Raw genomic sequence first — 17,220 nt, 5'->3', positions numbered from 1 at the left:
ATTTTTTGCAACTCTTTTCATGGCAAGCTTGCAGCACAACAAAAATGTCCGTTCACACCAGAAAGGACACGATTCAGCACTTTATGAAAAATTTTTCATTTGCAGACTTGAGGGCGATCACAGAATGAAACAAAGCTTAAAAGTGAGCGAAATTGCCGCCCTGAGCGGTGTGTCGGTGAGCACGGTTTCACGCGTTCTGGCCGGCAAAGCCAACATTCGCCCTGCCACGCGCGACAAGGTACTGCGTATTGCCCAACAGCAAGGTGTGCTGGACAACCTACACCATGGCCGGCTGCTGCTTAATGACCTGATCGTGTTTGCGCCGCCGCGTGCCTTCGATATCCGTACGGATATTTTCTATTACAAGGTGATCCAGGGGATCAGCGAAGCCGTGAAACCGCACGATGTCCGGGTGCGCTACTGCCCGCTGGAAGAAGTCGACAGCGATGCGGCACTGTTTATCGATAAGATGCAGCAGACCGAAGCTGCGCTGGTGATTGGTATTGATGATGAACATATCCATCAGCTGGCCGCTGAAATGCACAAGCCCTGCGTGCTGATTAATGCCCGCGACCGCCGGATGCGCCTGCCGTCGGTCTCCCCCGATCATCATCTGATTGGCGAGTTCTCAGCACGCTATCTGTTTGAACAGGGCCACCGGCAAATCCTGTCGCTGCACTGCCTGCGGCGCTACACGATGGAGCAGCGGCTACAGGGCGTCCGTGATGCCTGGCATGCCATGAATCTGCGCTTCGACAGCCGTCAGCATCTGTTAACGCTGAACAGCTTTAGCAGCAATGACGCCCGTGACCGGCTGAGCGACTACCTGCGCCATTGCCCTCAGGCGCAGCGGCCCACGGCCATTCTGGCCAGCGGCGATTATATTGCCGCCGGGGCGGTTCAGGCGTTACAGCAGGCGGGCCTGCGGGTGCCGGAGGATGTGTCGGTGATGAGCATGGATGGTTTTAACCTGGCGACCGTTCAGGAGATTCCCTTAACCTCGGTACAGGTGCCACGCGATGAGCTGGGCGAAGCCGCGGTGAGAATTCTTCAGTCGCTCCGGTTAGATCCGGATCTTCCTCCGGGTAACCTGCTGCTGAACGGCAAACTGGTGGTGCGCGATTCGGTACGCCGTATCCGGGATAATCCGGGCCATGCGCCGGTCCAGCAGTACGGGCTTTACAGTTGAAGCCGTTTGCTAAAGCGTCAGACAAAACTCTCCCAGCGGGATGACAGCGTGAAGTGACGCTGCCAGCACAGCGTGCTACCTGCACGGGCCATCAACTGCTGACACTGTTCGGGTGCGACAAAGGCGGGGATCACCTGCTCGGCTCCGCAGTGTTTTATCAGGGCCAGTTGATCGTCCAGCGGCGGATGAACGTTCCAGGGCAGCCACTGCGCCAGCCCGTTTTGCAGCATCTCAAAGGCTCGTGTCCCGCGGGCGACGTGGCTACTAAAAATCAGGGTAAACTCAGGGCAGTGGCTCAGCGTGGCCGCCAGACCGCTGTCGGCGACCGCATCGGCAGCCACGATTACGCTGTCAGGTTGCCAGCGTGCCGGTGTCGGCTCGCGCAGCAGCGGCAGTAACGCCAGCGCCGTGGCGGCCGGTAACGTTTTTTGCGCCAGCAACTGGGAGACTTCCTCGCGCACCTGCGGACACAGCCTGACCGGTAATCCCTGGCTGCGCAGTCGCAGGGCCATCTCTGGCCCTCTGCCATGTAACGGTGCCGTGACCACCGCCCCGTGTCGGGCCGCCTGCACCAGCGCGTCGACCTGTTGATGCAGACGCTGATGACGGTCGCCGTAGGACGCATCGGTAATCAGCCAGCGCGCCCGTGGTGGGCGGTCAAACGGTAACAATAATGACTCGCGGCTCCAGTCACCCATATAGGTGATGCCGCCAGCGACAGGCAGATGAAGCCACACGGATCCCGGTGAATGTCCGCTCCGGCCGGTAAACAGATTCAGTGGCCCTACGGCGCACTGGCCCTGTAAAGGCAGCGCATGTCGGCAGCGCGCAGGCACCGGACCGTCGCCCAACTGCTGCCAGGTGATGTCCGTCGCGTAAACCGGTGGCGAGCCCAGTTGCTGCCAGCTGTCCAGCGCCCCGGTATGATCGCGATGAGAATGGGTCAGGCAGATCGCATCAACCTGACCGATGGCGGCCAGATCGGGTCTGACGCCCGGCTCCGGCCCGGCTCCCAGGTCCCACAGCAGACGATAGCCCTGAATCTCCAGCAGGAACGCCGCGGGCAATTTGCCGCCCACCCCGCTTACAACGGTCAGGCTTGCCATGGCAATGTACCCTGTGGCAGACGACGCGTTAAACGCGTCGCCAGCAGCATTAAGGTCAGAACCACCAGTATCATCAGGCAACCCACCGCCGCCGCCAGCGGGGCAGATCCGCCTTCATCAAGAAAGATAATCGTGGGACCGAGGGTTTGCGTTTCCGATGTCACCAGCAGAACCGATACCTGAATTTCGTTTAACGCGGTAAGAAACACCAACAGACCGCCTGCCAGTGCGGAGGGTGCGGCCAGCGGCAGTAAGATATCGCGCATACGGCGCATCAGTCCTGCGCCACACAGACGGGCGGCTTCATCAAGCGCAGGTTCGATTTGCGCGAAGCCAGCCAGCACAGGCCGCAACACCAGCGCCAGAAAGTTGGACAGATAGGCGGCCAGAATGATCCAGACCGTGCCATAAATCGACACGTCCAGCAGCGGAAGCGGCGGCAGAAAAAACAGGATTGCCGCCACGCCGGTGACAATACCGGGCAGCGCATAGGTCAGCTCGCTGGCGAACCACAGGCCGCGAACCAGTCGGGTACGCTGCCAGCTCAGAAAAAAAGCCAGAAACAGCGCCATGGCGGTCAGGATCAGCGTCGCCAGCCCGGTCAGCCACAGGCTGGTTGCAAAAGCATGGCGGATGGCGGGATAGCCCCACAGCGCCTGAAAAAAGTTTTCCAGCGTCAGGGTTTGCCACGTCAGAGCCTGTCCAAAACCCCGCGTCAACGCGCTGGTCAGCAACGCACTGACGGGCAGGATAAGCGTTGCGACCATCCACAGCCAGGCCAGAATTTCTGTCGGCAAACGTGCGCCCTGTAGCGGTTGTCGCCACGCCTGCGGGGATCCACTGACGCGGACATCGCGCCGTCCGCCCAGCCAGCCGCTCAGCAGCATGCCCGACAGGCTAATCAGCGCCATCAGCAACGAATAGACAGCCGTGTCCGGCAACGCCCCCGGACCTGTCGCGTTAAGCTGTTGATAGACCAGGGTGATAAGCGTGGGCAGGCGCGCCGGAATGCCCAGCATGGCCTGAATACCAAAATTGCCGACGGCCGCGACAAAGGCCAGCGCGGCGCCGGCAAACAGGGCCGGACGCGCCAGCGGCAAAATGATGGTGCGAAGAATCTGCCCATGTGACGCGCCACTGATACGCGCCGCTTCCACCAGTTCGGCGGGTAAACGCCGCAGACCGGCCCGTACCGTCAGAAACACCAGCGGCGCGCTGTGCAGGCCCAGCAGCAGTACGATGCCGCCCCATGAAAAGAGCGGCTGATCGCCCGGCGCGAACCAGGGTAAACCCAGTAACTGAAACAGTGAGGCCAGCAGGCTACCCGGTGCCAGCGCCTGCAGCCAGGCCAGCGCGGTCACCTGGGGCGGAATCATCAAGGGCAGAATAAACGCAAAAACCCAGGCTGCTTTGGCGCGCATATCGCTGAGCGCGACCAGCCAGGCAGCGAGCGTGCCCAGCAGCAGCGACAACAGTGTGGCACAAAGCCCGATACTCAAGGTATTGAGCGTTGCACTGAGGACCCGCCGACTGACCAGCAACTGCGCCAGCCGCGTCAGATCGGGGACGCCCTGCGGCGCTACCGCCGTCCAGATAAGCCGGGCAAAAGGCGCCACCGACAGCAGCCCAATCATCAACACCAGCACGCCCAGCACCCACGGCTCGGCGCGAAAACGCCCGCGTGTAAGATGCCAGCAGCGAGGCTGACTGTCGTGACTCAGCACGCTCATGCTCAGCCTCCGAACAGTGCGGTAAACTGCGCCCGCACCTGCGCATCATCCGCAACCGCCTTTTCCACGTCCGGCGTCAGCAGTTTGATCTGCGCAACCGGAGCAAAGCCTTCCGGCGCGGCTACGCGATCGTCAACCGGCCGGTTGCCCTGATCGGCCACCAGTTTCTGGCCCTGCTCTGACAGTAAAAAATTCACAAAGGCTTTCGCAGCGGGCAGGTTGTGGACGGATTTCATAATGGCAACCGGTTCGGTGACGTAAGACACGCCCTCTTTGGGATACACCAGATCGATCGGCGATCCTTGCTTTTTCGCCCGGATAATATCGGCATCGGTGATCACGCCATATTTATCCATCCCGCTCGCCACGGCTTTCAGTGCTGGCCCGTTGCCTCCCTGCGGCGCAATGCCCAGCGCCGCCAGCTGTTTATAGAAGTTCCAGCCGATGTCAGGCGTGGCGATGTCGGTATGCAGTTTGTACAAGGCCGCCCCGGAATAGAGCGGACTCGGCATCGCGATTTGCCCTTTGTTATCGGCGTTGAGCAATGCGTTCCAGCTGTTGACCGGTTTGGCCCGTTGCGTGTTGTAGGCAATGACCGTGGCAATGATCTTGGTGCCAAAAAAGGTCTTGTCACGATCGTAGAAGGACGGCTTCAGGTGTGCAACGGGGGCGTCCTGATAGGCATAGAGCTGCTGCTCTTTCTTCAGCGCGCCGAGATTAATGGCATCCGCAACCAGCAGCACATCAGGCTTGACTCTTCCGCTCATCATTTCCGTATGCAGCACATTCATTAACTGCGTGGTGCCGTTGCGCGTCCACTCCACCTGAATATCGGGATAGGCCGCTTTGAACGCATCCATCGTTTGCTGTGCAATTTCCGGTGCCTGCGAGGTGTACACCACCAGTTTACCGGTGGGCTGGTCTGCCGCCTGCGCCAGCGCTGAGCCTGCCAGCAATACGGTAAACAGCAGCGAGGTCACCGAAGTGAAAATAGCCTTTTTCATACTGTCTGAAGTCCTTTATGCGGGGAGAATCCAGCCGTCAGTCACGATAATGCCGACGGTATCGTCAACCGTAAGCGCAGAAACGTCGTCGAGGGCCAGGGTAAAAGACACATCAGGCGCTGCCGAGGGGGACAGATGGACGTCGTAATGACCGCCACGGTAGACCAGACGTGTGATCTGCGCGGCAAAATGCCCGGTTTCGCCCCGGGCCAGGCGGAAACTGGCGCGATGGAAACTGGCTTTGCCATAAGGTAAGGCTGTCTGCTGCGCGGCACAACGCAGCCGTAGTCGCGTACCGCAGAGCATGACCGATGCCACGCCCTGTCCCAGGGGTTCAATATCCTGTATCGGTAGCACACGTCCTTCATCGATAAAGGTAGCAACCATCTCGTTGGCCGGTTCGCGCCACAAGGTTTGTGGCGAGGCAAACTGCATCACCTGCCCCCCCTCCATCACCACAATACGATCGGCCAGTGCCATGGCCTCACGCTGATCGTGGGTGATGTAAATCAGCGTCGCGCCGCTGTGACGATGAAAACGGCGAAATTCGTCTTCCATCGCCGCGCGCAGATGTACGTCAAGGTTAGCCAGGGGTTCATCAAGCAGCACCAGCCGTGGCCTGGCCACCAGACAACGCGCCAGCGCCACGCGCTGACGCTGGCCCCCGGAGAGATCGGCCGGGTGCCGATCGGCAAACGCCAGCAGATCGACCAGCGTCAAGGCCTGCCGGATGCGATCCGCCCGTTCAGTTCGGTTTACGCCGGTGACTTTCAGGCTGTAGCCCACGTTTTCGGCCACCGTCATGTGCGGCCACAGCGCGTAGTTTTGAAACACCACGCCAAGATCGCGACGTTCCGGAGGCAGGTGAAAATCCGGAGCAGCAAACACGGTGTCGTCCACCCGAATCTCGCCGCGATCCAGGGTTTCGAATCCGGCGATCAGGCGTAGCAAGGTTGTCTTGCCGCAGCCGGACGGACCCAGCACGGCGACAAATTCGCCCTGCTGGATCTTCAGCGTTACGTCATGGATAACCGGCTGCGCCGCGAAGGCCTTATGCAGCCCGGTGAGAGAGAGTGCGGCCATATCTACTGTGCCTTTGCCATAAACGTCCTGCGTTAAACGTTACGACACGTTGATGACAGCACCGTGACATCCCGCTACTTCGGCAGATGCACCGCCACGTAACGTTCATAGCGCGACGGCTTGATTTTGGTGAGATCCGCCAGCACCAGCCCATCGATACAGTTGTTAAAATCGGGATCGCTACCGAAATCAATAAACTGCACGCCGCCCGGCTCGTACACTTCGCAGTACTGTTTGTACAGGGTCGGAATCGCGGCGCCAAGGTTACTGAGCAGTTGTTTCAGCCGCTGCAGATCCTCTTTGTAATCATTACCGCTGAACTGTGCCAGCACGTCAGGCAGCGAGGCCGGATACGGGCAGCGTGAGGTGGCCAGCGGAAAATCTGTGGGGAAGTAGATGCGGTAGAACGCCACCAGCAAATCACGCGCCGCCAGCGGCATGGTGCCTGAAATCGAGACCGGCCCGAACAGATAGCGTACTTCGGGATATTTGGCGACATAGGCACCAATGCCGAGCCAGAGGTAATCCAGTCCACGTTTGCCCCAATAGGCTGGCTGAATAAAGCTACGGCCCAGCTCGATGCCCTGGCGCAGGATCGGGATCATCCGTTCATCGTAATGGAACAGGCTGTGGCTGTAGAGGCCTTCCATTCCGCGCCTTTCCAGTTGTTCGCCACCCGGAATAAACCGGTAGGCACCGACGATTTCCAGTTCGGCGTCGTCCCACAGAATCAGGTGATAATAGTCATCATCGTAGCTGTCCAGGTCACGACGACGTCCGCTGCCCTCGCCCACGGCGCGAAACGCAATTTCACGCAACCGGCCCAGCTCGCGCAGGATTGGCACCCAGGTTGCGCCGTTGCGTCGCCACAGATAGATCTGCTTACCGTCGGTGGTCGTTCCCAGCAGCTCGCTTTGCAGTAGCGCTTTCTTCAGTTCAGCGCGGTCTTCCGCCAGGGCGATAGCGGATTCGGTCTGGAAGAGCCCCTTTTTCCCCTGCCCCAGGCGATAGACATGTTTACGCACACGTTTTGCCAGCTCTTTGCCTGGCGTGTGACCATCGTGCCAGTGCGCGAACGGAATCTGTGCTCCAATGCGCAGTTTGATGCGCATGCCGCGCTGCTTAAACATTTCACGCACCAGCATCAGCATCGCCACCGGTGGGGCGACTTTGGCGGTGGTGTAAAACAGGGAGCTGTTACGCCCTTCAACGTGCACCGGTACCAGCGGTGCGCGGGCTTTCGCGGCAAGGCGCAGGAAGCTGTGATGCCATTCACGGTCGCGAACGCCCGCGCTGGTGAGACGGGAAACTTCCCCGGCAGGGAAAATAATCAGTACGCCCTGATTATTGAGGTGCTGCTGCATGTGTTGCAGCTGCTGGCGGCTGGTACGGTTACCGATATTGTCGACAGGCAACATCAGACTGTTGAGCGGCTCCAGTAACATAATCAACCGGTTTGCCACGATTTTGACATCACGGCGCACCTGGGAGATCGCATGCAGGAGTGCCATGCCATCAATCGTGCCCAGCGGATGGTTCGCCACCACCACGACCGGGCCGCGCGGCGGGATTTGTTCCAGATCGCGCTCGCTGAGTTCGCAGCGTACATCAAGGTGTTCCAGTACCTGCTCCACCATATCCAGCCCTTTCAGGTGGGGATAGCGCGCGGCAAAGCGCTGGAATTCATCTTCACGCAACACCCACTTCAGCATCCGTTTCTGCCAGTTGGCAGGACGCTGGTTAGGCCAGAAACTCTCAATAACCTGATCGACTGAAAACATAGTTAACCTTTCGTGCCTGTCCCAGAGATACAGCGAAAGTAAGTCGCGATGTTTGCACTTTTATGAATCGGGACAAATCGAAGGGCAAAATTGTCAGCACAGTCTGCTGAGAACGCATGGAAATACGGATTTTATTTACTAAAAACAGCAGGTTAATAAAGACAATTTCGCCAGAGCGAAACGCGGCGTAAAGGGGGAAAAGTCGGCTATGACGTGGCAGCCACTTGCCCTTGCCGGGAGAAACAAGGGGCGGTTGCGCGGCGTAAAAAACGGCAGCGCAACCGTGCAGCGGGTCCCTGCCTTACTGCTGGTGCATGATGGTGGCAACGGGATTCCAGATCTCCGTCATCGCCCCGGCTTTGCCTGTGAAGGGATCGCGTGTTGGCAGGGGCACTTTTTTCACTTTTTCCTGCGACAGTTTGAGCAGGCCGATTTCGTCGCGCAGAATCTCGGGCTTCAGGCCCTCGGGATACGCGCCCACGGCCACGAAGTCTTCGCTGGCCGACACCTGACGGTGCCCAACGCCCGCAGGAATCAGGACGGCATCGCCCGCCCGCAGGGTAATCATACGGCCGCTGTCCCCACCAAACAGCACTTCAGCCCAGCCTTCCGCCACACCCAGCAGCTCATGCGTGTTGGGATGATAGTGCATGTAGGGGAAGATCTGATCGCGCCAGTCCGAAGGCCAGCCATTTTTTTCAAACGTCGTCTCAAACCAGCGCGCGATGTCCTCTTCCTCTTCAGGCACAACGCGCGGCCAGATGATGAGCGGCAACGGATTATTGGGCACGCCAGCAGACGGGCTGGCGAACATCAAATGTTGCGGGTTATTCGATGCACCGGCTGAAAATGTCCCTGCGGCGAAAGACATCAGCAACATCAGACTGGAAGTTTGGGCAGTCATACAATGTCTCCTTTTTTCTATAGTGTGACAAAGGTCGCAGGTGATGTAATGTGCGCCATGCATCACAATTTACACAATCATCCAAACTCGCTAACCAAAGCCAAATTAATTGTTAACAATTCCACCTTAAGTCGGTAAGGCTTTGTATCGTGGTAGGATTAATCTGTAAAACGCGCAACACAATGCGCCCGTCGCTGAGCAGGCCGGGAAAACCTGCCAGGGCAACCGGCCATGCAGCCTGTTTATATCAGGAAGGGATGAGCGAAAACAGGCTGACCGCGCAGCCTTCTTCTGTCAGATGAGACGGGATTATTCGCCCGTGCTGGCGCTGGACTGTCAGGGCCTGTGGGGGAAAATCCGCCTGCAGGCCCTGAATCAGTACACAATACCGGGTGGGTTAATCGTGGAATGGGTGATCGCCTCATCCTGCTCACCCCAGCGTTGCAAAACCTGCTGATATTGTCCGCCTGCAATCGTGCCATCGAGTGCAGTTTGCAGCGCCGCCGCCAGGCCATTGCCCTTTTTCGTCGTGACGGCAACCCAGGCGCGAAACGGCCCCTGGCCCACCAGTTTCGTCTGGCCCCGTGAGGCGACTTTTCAGGCCGCCACAGAATGTGGACCAAACATCACATCGGCCCGCCCTGATAGCAAATACAGCGTGGCTGAAGCATCATCGGTCAGATAGATCGGCGTAACCGGCGGCAAGCCCTTCGCCCGATTCTGTGCGTCCCAGTTCAGCAGAATGCGTTCCTGATTGGTCCCCGAGGCCACGATGATACGTTTCCCTGCCACGTCCGCCGGTGAGGTGATCGCGCGGAGGGGACTGTCAGCTTTGACCGAAAAGGCATGGTTATCGGCACGATAGGTCGCGAAATCAAATTTCTGCTTTCGCTCTTCGGTTACTGCGATGTTAAACATGGCTACGTCATAGCGGCCTGCGCGAATGCCCAGGGGCCAGTCCTCCCAGGAGGCCGGCACCAGTTTCAGTTTGAGTCCCAGGCTGTCTGCCAGCAGGCGGGCGATGTCCGGATCGCTGCCAATGCGCGTCACGTTATCCGACGCCAGCAGCGCCAGCGGCGGTGAGTGGATAGCCGAGGTGGCGACGGTCAAGGTGCCCGGCTCCACAAACGGAAAATTCGCCGGGATTTTTCTCACCGCTTCCGGGTTCACGGGCGCATGAATGGGCTGTTCATTCTGGGCGGCATCCCGTCTTTCTTCGGCGCATACCGCACCGCTCACCAACACCGCTAACAGCGTCAGAGACGCGTATTTCATATCGGCTCCTTATAATACGCGTGCCAGAAAGCGGCGGGTGCGTTCATGACGTGGATGGTTTAGCACCTGGGCACTGCTGCCCTGCTCGACAATTTTCCCGTCCACCATAAACACCACGTTGTCGGCAACTTCACGGGCAAAGCCAACCTCGTGCGTCACGATAACCAGGGTGGTGCCGGAGCGGGCCAGTTTTTTAATCACATCCAGCACCTCGCCTACCAGTTCAGGATCCAGCGCGGAAGTCGGCTCATCAAACAACATGACACGGGGTTGCAGCATCAGGGCCCGGGCAATCGCAATGCGTTGTTGCTGACCGCCCGACAGATGACGCGGCCAGGCATCCGCTTTATGGCGCAGGCCGACCGTCTCCAGTAGCTCGCCAGCCCGGATGATCGCCTCACGTTTTGAGAGCTGCCGGTGCGCTATCGGCGCTTCGATTAAATTTTCCAGCACCGTGAGATGAGGAAACAAATTGAAGTTCTGAAAAACATAGCCAACGTTGACGCGCTGGCGCAGTATCGCTCGCGCCTTCAGTTCATAGAGTGTATTTCCCCGACGCTGATAACCGATGTACTCACCGTCGATCTGAATAAAGCCTTCGTCCACGCGTTCCAGATGGTTGATGGTGCGCAGCAGGGTCGACTTTCCTGAACCGGATGGCCCCAGAATCACCGTCACAGAACCGGGTTCAAGTTCCAGCGAGACGTCGTCCAGCGCCTTGAGCTTGCCGAAACGTTTGCTGACCCCGGTAATGCTGATGGCCCCGGTACGTTGCGCTACGCGGTAATCAATGGCTTCGGACATGGCTGATCTCCTCAACAGGATTGAGCGGTGTGACGCGGCTGCGCCATTGTCGCCAGCGCGACGGTTGGGGTTCACGGCTGACGCTACGCGCCAGCCAGCGTTCGACGCTGTGCTGAATCAGTGACAGAACGGTGGTGATAATCAGATACCAGGCCGCACCGACCATGAGTAAGGGGATCACCTCCTGGTTGCGGTTGTAGATCATCTGAATGGTGTAAAACAGTTCCGGCATCGCCAGCACATAGACCATTGCCGTGCCCTTCGCGAGGCTGATAATTTCGTTAAAGGCCGTGGGAATAATGGCGCGTAGGGCCTGGGGCAGAATAATGCGGAAGGTGCGCCGCGTGGCAGACAGCCCGAGTGCGGAAGCCGCTTCCACCTGACCGTGATCAACGCCCAGAAAACCACCCCGGATGATCTCTGCACTGTAGGCCGCCTGGACCAGGGTCAGGCCAATGACGGCCGCCGGAAACTGCCCCAGCACGTTAATCGTCTGAAAATGGCCCCAGGACAGCGTGGTAAAAGGCACGCCAATGGACAGCGTGTCGTAGAGATAAGAGAAGTTATAGAGAATGATCAGCACCACGATAAGCGGCAGCGATCGAAACAGCCAGATGTATCCCCACGCCAGGCTGCTTAGCAGCCAGGACGACGACAGCCGCGCCAGCGCCAGTAGCCCGCCTAAAAGCAGGCTGAATACCGTGCCCAACAGCGTTAGCAGCAGCGTTTGCCCCAGACCATGCAGAATGACGGGATCAAAGAACCAGCGGGCAAACACGCCCCATTCCCAGCGTGGATTAAACGCGACCGACTGCACCACGCCTGCCAGGATAAACAGCGCGACCACCGCGCCCAGCGTGCGGGCAGGATAACGGGCAGGCACGACATGTAAATGTTGATGAGAGTTCATACTGACTCCTTAACTTGCCTGCACAACGCTGTGCACGCCGATCACTTTGATAAACCGTAAGCGGCCATCGTGCGGTGGCTGCCCGTAACGCTCCAGATCGCCACTCAGATCGAACTGCGGCTCATAGCCGTGGCCGGTATATAAGCGAACGGCCTCGGGCTGCCGGAAACCGGTAGTCAGAAACAGCCGTTGATAACCGGCGCGCAGGGCCCGTCGCTCCAGCTCTTTCAGCACCACCAGGGCTAACCCCTGTCGCCGGAGATCGCCACGCGTCCAGATTCGCTTCAGCTCTGCCGTCTGCGCGTCGTAAGGTTTGTACGCCCCCATCGCGATAATCTCCTTGTCGCGCTCCAGCACGATGAATAAGCCGTGCGGCGGCAGATACCATTCGGTTTTTTCCTGCTCCTTGTGGCGGCTGAAGTAATCGCCATAGCGGGCCGCATATTCACCAAATAAGCCGGTGAGAATGGGCTCTAACTCTGGTGCATCAGGTGACAGTTCACGGAATTGCTGTTGACTCATCGTGTGCGCCTCAGTCACCCAGACCAGGTGGATTAATTTCGGAATGGTCGATGCGTTCAACGCCTTCGCCCCAGCGATCCAGTACCTTCTGGTAAGCGCCATTTTGAATGACGCCGTTCAGCGCCGTACTGACAGGTTGCGCTAAGCCGCTGCCTTTCTTCACCGTCACGGCAATATGCGCCGCCTTGGGCCAGCCGCCATCCACACTGCCGACCAGACGAGTCTTACCGTTGAGCGCGGCTTTCCAGGCGCCAATCACGTTAGGGCCAAAATAGGCATCTGCACGTCCGGCCTGCAGCGCCAGCGTCTGTGCCGCATCGTCTTTGGTATAAATGGGTGTAAACGGTTTAAGCCCTTTGGCCTGATTTTGTTTGTCCCAGGCCAGTAAAATGGCCTCCTGATTGGTCCCGGAACCGACAATGATGCGCAGCCCGGCGATATCGTCGGCTTGAGTGAGTGATTTAATCGGGCTGCTGGTTTTTACGTAGAACCCCAGCGAATCTTTGCGGTAGGTAGCAAAATCGAATTTCGCTTTGCGCGCCTTCGTCACGGTGATGTTGGTAATGGCGGCATCATATTTTCCGGACGCCACGCCCAGCGGCCAGTCCTCCCACGAGGTGGGCACCACGTTGAGCTTTAACCCCAGGCTGTCTGCGACCAGTCGCGCGATATCGACTTCGCTCCCCAACAGCGTGGTATTGTCGTCCGAGAAAACGGTGAGCGGCGGCGAGTTCAGGGCCGCCACCGCCACCGTGAACGAACCCGGCACAGCAAAGTGATAACCGGCGGGCAACTGTGCGATGGCCTGCGCATTCTTTACGGTATGGACAGGCGTTTTATTGGCTTCAAGACTGACGCGCTGCCCATTTACCGCGACGCTGGTGCTTTCGGCATGGCTGGTAGCGCTGGCCGTCAGCAGCATCAGCGCCATCAGCATTTTTTTCTGCATAGCAAAGGTCCTTATTGCAAAGTGAACTGATTGACCGGCTTGGGCAAGGCGAAGCTGTCACGCAGTGTGCGCCCCGGATACTCACGTCTTGTCAGGCCACGCGCCTGCAAAACAGGCACCACTTCATCAACAAAGCGCTCAAACGTATCCGGCGTACCGCCATTGATGATGAAACCGTCTGCAGCCTCGCTCTCAAACCATGCCTGCAGGCCGTCGGCAACCTGCGCTGGCGTGCCATGAAACAGCGGCCGTGGCGTGGCGGCTTCCAGTGCCGCCTGGCGCAGTGAATGTCCCTGTTCACGGGCTTTGCGTTTAATTTCGTCGGTGGTGCTGCGGAAACTGTTTTGGCCAATGTCGCCAACGTCGGGGAACGGCGCATCGAGTGGATACTGGGAGAAGTCATGATGATCGAAGAAGCGGCCGAGATAATTCAGCGCATCATCAATCGAGACCAGCGCAGCGGTAGTTTGATACTGCTGCTCCACATCCTCTGCATCGCGACCCACAATGACGCTGACGCCCTGAAAGATATGCAAATCGTCCGGTTGCCGTCCGTTTTTCACCAGTTGCTGCTTCACATCCCGGTAAAAGGCCTGGGCTTCTTCCCGCGTCGGCTGGTGCGTAAAGATGGCATCGGCATGTCGCGCCGCCAGCTTTTTACCGTCGTCAGACGCGCCGGCCTGGAAAATGACAGGCCGTCCCTGCGGCGTGCGTGAAATATTGAGCGGCCCCTGTACCTGAAAGAAATCGCCGTGATGATGCAGTGTGTGTAGTTTGGCGGGATCGAAGAACTGGCCACTCTCTTTGTTGCGAACGAAGGCATCCTCTTCCCATGAATCCCACAGCCCTTTCACTACCTGAAGGTATTCGTCGGCAATGCGGTAACGCAAAGCGTGTTCCGGGTGCTGCTGGCGGGAAAAGTTTTTTGCCGACCCTTCGAGTGGCGAGGTGACGACGTTCCAGCCCGCGCGTCCACCGCTCAGATGATCCAGGCTGGCAAACTGGCGCGCCACGGTAAAAGGTTCGCTATAGGAAGTGGAGACCGTGCCCACCAGTCCTAAATGTTCCGTAACGCCGGCCAGCGCCGAGAGCAGCGTTAAAGGTTCAAAACGGTTCAGGAAGTGAGGAATCGATTTTTCATTGATAAACAGACCATCGGCGACAAACAGAAAGTCCAGTTTGCCCTGCTCGGCTTTACGCGCGATTTTTTTGGCATAGTCGAAGCTGATGCTGGCATCCGCCTGAGCGGCCGGGTGGCGCCAGGCGGACATGTTACCCGAGGCACCGTGCAACAGGGTACCCAGTCTAAGCTGTCTTGTGGTCATGATTACTCTCTTTTTTCTGCGTCACAATGCCAGGCGGTTGTCCGCGACAAGCCGCACAGGTCGTCAGGAAGTGGAACTTAATTCAGGGCGGGTTCACGACATCGGTCATGAAGATGGCGCAGGGCCTGCTGCGCGAGTTGAGCAAAGTAGTGGGCAGCGGGCGCGATCGACGCTTCATCGGGTGTAAAACCGGCATGGTGCAGACCAAAGTCGCTGCCGCTGCCGATGCTGACAAAGGCACCGGGCACCTGCTGCAGGTAGAAGGCAAAGTCTTCTCCCCCCAGATGCAGGTCAGCCGTCTGTACCCGATAGCCGACATCGTGCGCTACTTCGCTGGTAAACTGCGCCCACTGCGCATCATTGATCAGCACAGGCGGTCCGGCGTGCCAGCTCAGACTGGCCTGCGCGCCGCTGGCCCGGGCGATGTGCTCCACCAGCGTGCGCACACGGTCTTCCAGTTCGGCACGGCGTTGCAGGTCGTGGGTGCGGGCAGTGCCGCCAAATTCCACAGAACCCGGCAATACATTCCAGGTTTTGCCGCCATCAATACGGGTCACGCTGAGCACCAGGCTGTCGAGCGTATTGAAGCTGCGACTGGTCAGCGTCTGAAGAGACTGAATAATCTGGCTGGCCACCACAATGGCATCCACGCCCTGCTCAGGATGCGCCGCGTGCGCGCCTTTGCCGGTAACCTGAATGACGAACTTGTCTGCATTGGCATAAAACGCACCGCTGCGCGTGGCAAAGGTGCCGCTCGGCAGGCCCGGCTCGTTATGCATGCCAAAAATTGCCTGAACGCCCTCCAGCACGCCGGCCTCAATAAACTGTCTGGCACCGCGTGCGATCTCTTCGGCGGGCTGAAATAAAATACGTACCCGTCCTGGTAGTTGATGCGCCCTTGTCTGCAGCTCAAGGGCTGCGCCCAGCATGACGGCAGTATGGAGATCATGACCGCAGGCATGCATGACGCCGGGCTGACGGGAATGAAAACTGACGCCGCTGGCTTCATGGATTGGCAACGCGTCAATATCGGCACGCAGTGCGATCAGATTTTCACCCTGGCCGATTTCCGCCACCACGCCGGTTGCCAGTGGGTAATCCAGTAAGCGAACCCCGGCGGCCTGGAGCCACTGGCGAAGGCGCGCGGTGGTGGCAAATTCCTGACCGGAAAGTTCGGGCCAGGTATGCAGTTCACGTCGCCATTCAATTAGCTGTGCTTCGTTCAGACTCATCATGACCTCGGCGATTCAGGCAGCGACCCATTGATGGGTTGCCAGTAATTCCAGAGACCGATATCGGGCGCGCGCATCGGCAACCGGCGTGTCGATAACGAATTCATCAATGCTGAAGTTCTGATGCAGCGCGTCAAGCTGCGCGTGAACCTGTGAGGCCGTGCCTTTCAGCAGCGAGGGCGTGCGCGGCTCAATCAGGTAGTCCGTGAATCCACCCTGACGGACATAACGTTCAGCCTGTTCCAGACTGGCAACATTGACGCCCGGCCCGTCTTTAACCTGGACATGGAACTGTTTGAGCCCCGCGACCAGCAGATCGGCCTGGGCGGGAGAATCCGCCACCACAACCTGTACCGCCACCAGTGCCCGCTTGCCGCGGGTCAGATGTGAATAGGTCTTCAGTGCACGCTCAAGTAACGGGCGATCACCATTGATGTGAGCGGCAAAGACAAACTGCCAGCCCAGCTCTGCCGCCAGCTGTGCGCTCTGTTCACTGCCACCCAACAAAAAACGCTGCGCCGGGCGCGCCGGTATCGGCGTGGCGCGTAACGTTTCGTCCTTATCCTCTTGCGCCGCGCCGGGTGTCAGCCAGTGTGCTAACTGGCGCAGCTGTTCCGCAAAGCTGCCTTTTTCATCCTGATGCACACCGCGCTGCAGCGCCCGGGTGGAAAGCGGCAGGCCGCCCGGTGCTTTGCCAATACCCAGATCGATACGTCCGGGGGCCAGCGAGGCCAGTACATTGAAATTTTCTGCCACTTTGTAAGGGCTGTAGTGCTGCAGCATCACGCCACCCGATCCCAGCCGGATGCGCGTCGTTTGTGCCGCAATCCAGGCGATTAACACTTCGGGCGACGGACTCGCCAGCTGTTCAATGTTGTGATGCTCAGCCAGCCAGAAACGGTGATAGCCCCATTTCTCGGCCTGTTGCGCCAGCCGCAGCGTACGTTGCAGGGCCGCGGCGGGCGATTCCCCTTCCGCCACGGGCGCTTTATCTAACAGACTTAACTGATATGCCATTCACCTGCCCTCGCTTATTTCCTTTGAAAGCTAGTGTGGCGAGAACGTTATATTTCGTAAAACAACAATTATGAGAATATGAAGTTAAAAAACGGCAATAGAATTTAAAATAATAAAAACCAGGCAGAGAATAACGTTATTTCCGACTCCCTGTTTAGACGACCTGTGGAAATAAACCCGGCAACATATCTCAGGCATTTGCGTATTTTCACTAAGCTTTGCGCTATTCCTTATTTTATCTGACAGACAGAACGTTTAATGATGAAACCATTGTAAAAATACCGCGTTTCAAGAGGAAAAGAAGGATGAACAACATCATTGGCCTGATACGGGAAAACGTTCTGAAATCGGGTGGGTTTTCAAAAAAAAGACTGTCGGCTATCCCGCCT

Annotated in this window: 14 protein-coding genes and 1 pseudogene; 1 reads left to right on the top strand and 14 read right to left on the bottom strand. The window is 58.3% G+C overall.

From position 1 onward, the window contains the following. Positions 1-124: 124 nt before the first annotated feature. Complete coding sequence (locus RAC60_RS20040) at positions 125-1,189, top strand: LacI family DNA-binding transcriptional regulator (RefSeq protein ID WP_039342364.1); 1,065 nt, start codon at positions 125-127, stop codon at positions 1,187-1,189. Between the two features lie 17 nt (positions 1,190-1,206). Here RAC60_RS20040 and RAC60_RS20035 read toward each other — a convergent pair whose 3' ends face one another. The 14 genes and pseudogenes from RAC60_RS20035 to RAC60_RS19970 all read right to left on the bottom strand — a co-directional run bounded on the left by RAC60_RS20035 (position 1,207) and on the right by RAC60_RS19970 (position 16,831). Further along, the gene (locus RAC60_RS20035) at positions 1,207-2,295 is read right to left on the bottom strand and encodes an MBL fold metallo-hydrolase (protein ID WP_033739751.1); all 1,089 of its coding nucleotides are present in this window, start codon (positions 2,293-2,295) and stop codon (positions 1,207-1,209) included. Beyond that, complete coding sequence (locus RAC60_RS20030) at positions 2,283-4,025, bottom strand: iron ABC transporter permease (RefSeq protein WP_033739752.1); 1,743 nt, start codon at positions 4,023-4,025, stop codon at positions 2,283-2,285. Before RAC60_RS20030 ends, RAC60_RS20035 begins: the two co-directional genes overlap by 13 nt. 2 nt (positions 4,026-4,027) lie before the next feature. Beyond that, positions 4,028-5,029 carry an ABC transporter substrate-binding protein gene (locus RAC60_RS20025; RefSeq protein WP_039342226.1) on the bottom strand — a complete coding sequence of 334 codons (1,002 nt, stop codon included), beginning with the start codon at positions 5,027-5,029 and terminating at the stop codon, positions 4,028-4,030. 15 nt (positions 5,030-5,044) lie between these two features. Beyond that, positions 5,045-6,112 (bottom strand): ABC transporter ATP-binding protein, encoded by a 1,068-nt coding sequence (locus tag RAC60_RS20020; RefSeq protein WP_375094208.1) that lies wholly within the window; start codon positions 6,110-6,112, stop codon positions 5,045-5,047. Positions 6,113-6,186: 74 nt separating this feature from the next. Then, positions 6,187-7,893 (bottom strand): lysophospholipid acyltransferase family protein, encoded by a 1,707-nt coding sequence (locus RAC60_RS20015; protein ID WP_033739756.1) that lies wholly within the window; start codon positions 7,891-7,893, stop codon positions 6,187-6,189. A 301-nt stretch (positions 7,894-8,194) separates the two neighbouring features. Further along, positions 8,195-8,797: a cupin domain-containing protein gene (locus tag RAC60_RS20010; RefSeq protein WP_033739757.1), complete on the bottom strand. Its 603-nt coding sequence runs from the start codon at positions 8,795-8,797 to the stop codon at positions 8,195-8,197. 375 nt (positions 8,798-9,172) lie between these two features. Beyond that, positions 9,173-10,072: pseudogene (locus tag RAC60_RS20005) on the bottom strand (ABC transporter substrate-binding protein). Between the two features lie 9 nt (positions 10,073-10,081). After that, the gene (locus RAC60_RS20000; RefSeq protein ID WP_006118146.1) at positions 10,082-10,876 is read right to left on the bottom strand and encodes an amino acid ABC transporter ATP-binding protein; all 795 of its coding nucleotides are present in this window, start codon (positions 10,874-10,876) and stop codon (positions 10,082-10,084) included. Continuing rightward, positions 10,860-11,786 carry an amino acid ABC transporter permease gene (locus RAC60_RS19995; RefSeq protein ID WP_058708812.1) on the bottom strand — a complete coding sequence of 309 codons (927 nt, stop codon included), beginning with the start codon at positions 11,784-11,786 and terminating at the stop codon, positions 10,860-10,862. The genes RAC60_RS20000 and RAC60_RS19995 overlap by 17 nt, the downstream gene beginning before the upstream one ends. Positions 11,787-11,795: 9 nt before the next feature. Then, positions 11,796-12,308, bottom strand: a complete 513-nt coding sequence (locus RAC60_RS19990) for a GNAT family N-acetyltransferase (RefSeq protein ID WP_006118148.1) — start codon at positions 12,306-12,308, stop codon at positions 11,796-11,798. Between the two features lie 10 nt (positions 12,309-12,318). Continuing rightward, positions 12,319-13,257: an ABC transporter substrate-binding protein gene (locus tag RAC60_RS19985; RefSeq protein WP_205955662.1), complete on the bottom strand. Its 939-nt coding sequence runs from the start codon at positions 13,255-13,257 to the stop codon at positions 12,319-12,321. 11 nt (positions 13,258-13,268) lie between these two features. Beyond that, entirely contained in the window at positions 13,269-14,582 is a 1,314-nt protein-coding gene (locus RAC60_RS19980) for an LLM class flavin-dependent oxidoreductase (protein ID WP_039342208.1), read from the bottom strand. Between the two features lie 77 nt (positions 14,583-14,659). Beyond that, entirely contained in the window at positions 14,660-15,814 is a 1,155-nt protein-coding gene (locus RAC60_RS19975) for an amidohydrolase (RefSeq protein WP_110268396.1), read from the bottom strand. Positions 15,815-15,829: 15 nt separating this feature from the next. Then, complete coding sequence (locus RAC60_RS19970) at positions 15,830-16,831, bottom strand: LLM class flavin-dependent oxidoreductase (protein WP_375094205.1); 1,002 nt, start codon at positions 16,829-16,831, stop codon at positions 15,830-15,832. Positions 16,832-17,220 lie beyond the last annotated feature (389 nt).

Origin of the sequence: Pantoea sp. BR_17 (assembly GCF_041955125.1) — a bacterium.
Lineage (GTDB): Bacteria > Pseudomonadota > Gammaproteobacteria > Enterobacterales > Enterobacteriaceae > Pantoea > Pantoea stewartii.
Note: the sequence above shows the minus strand (reverse complement) of the source record. Positions and strands in the feature narration are given on the sequence as shown.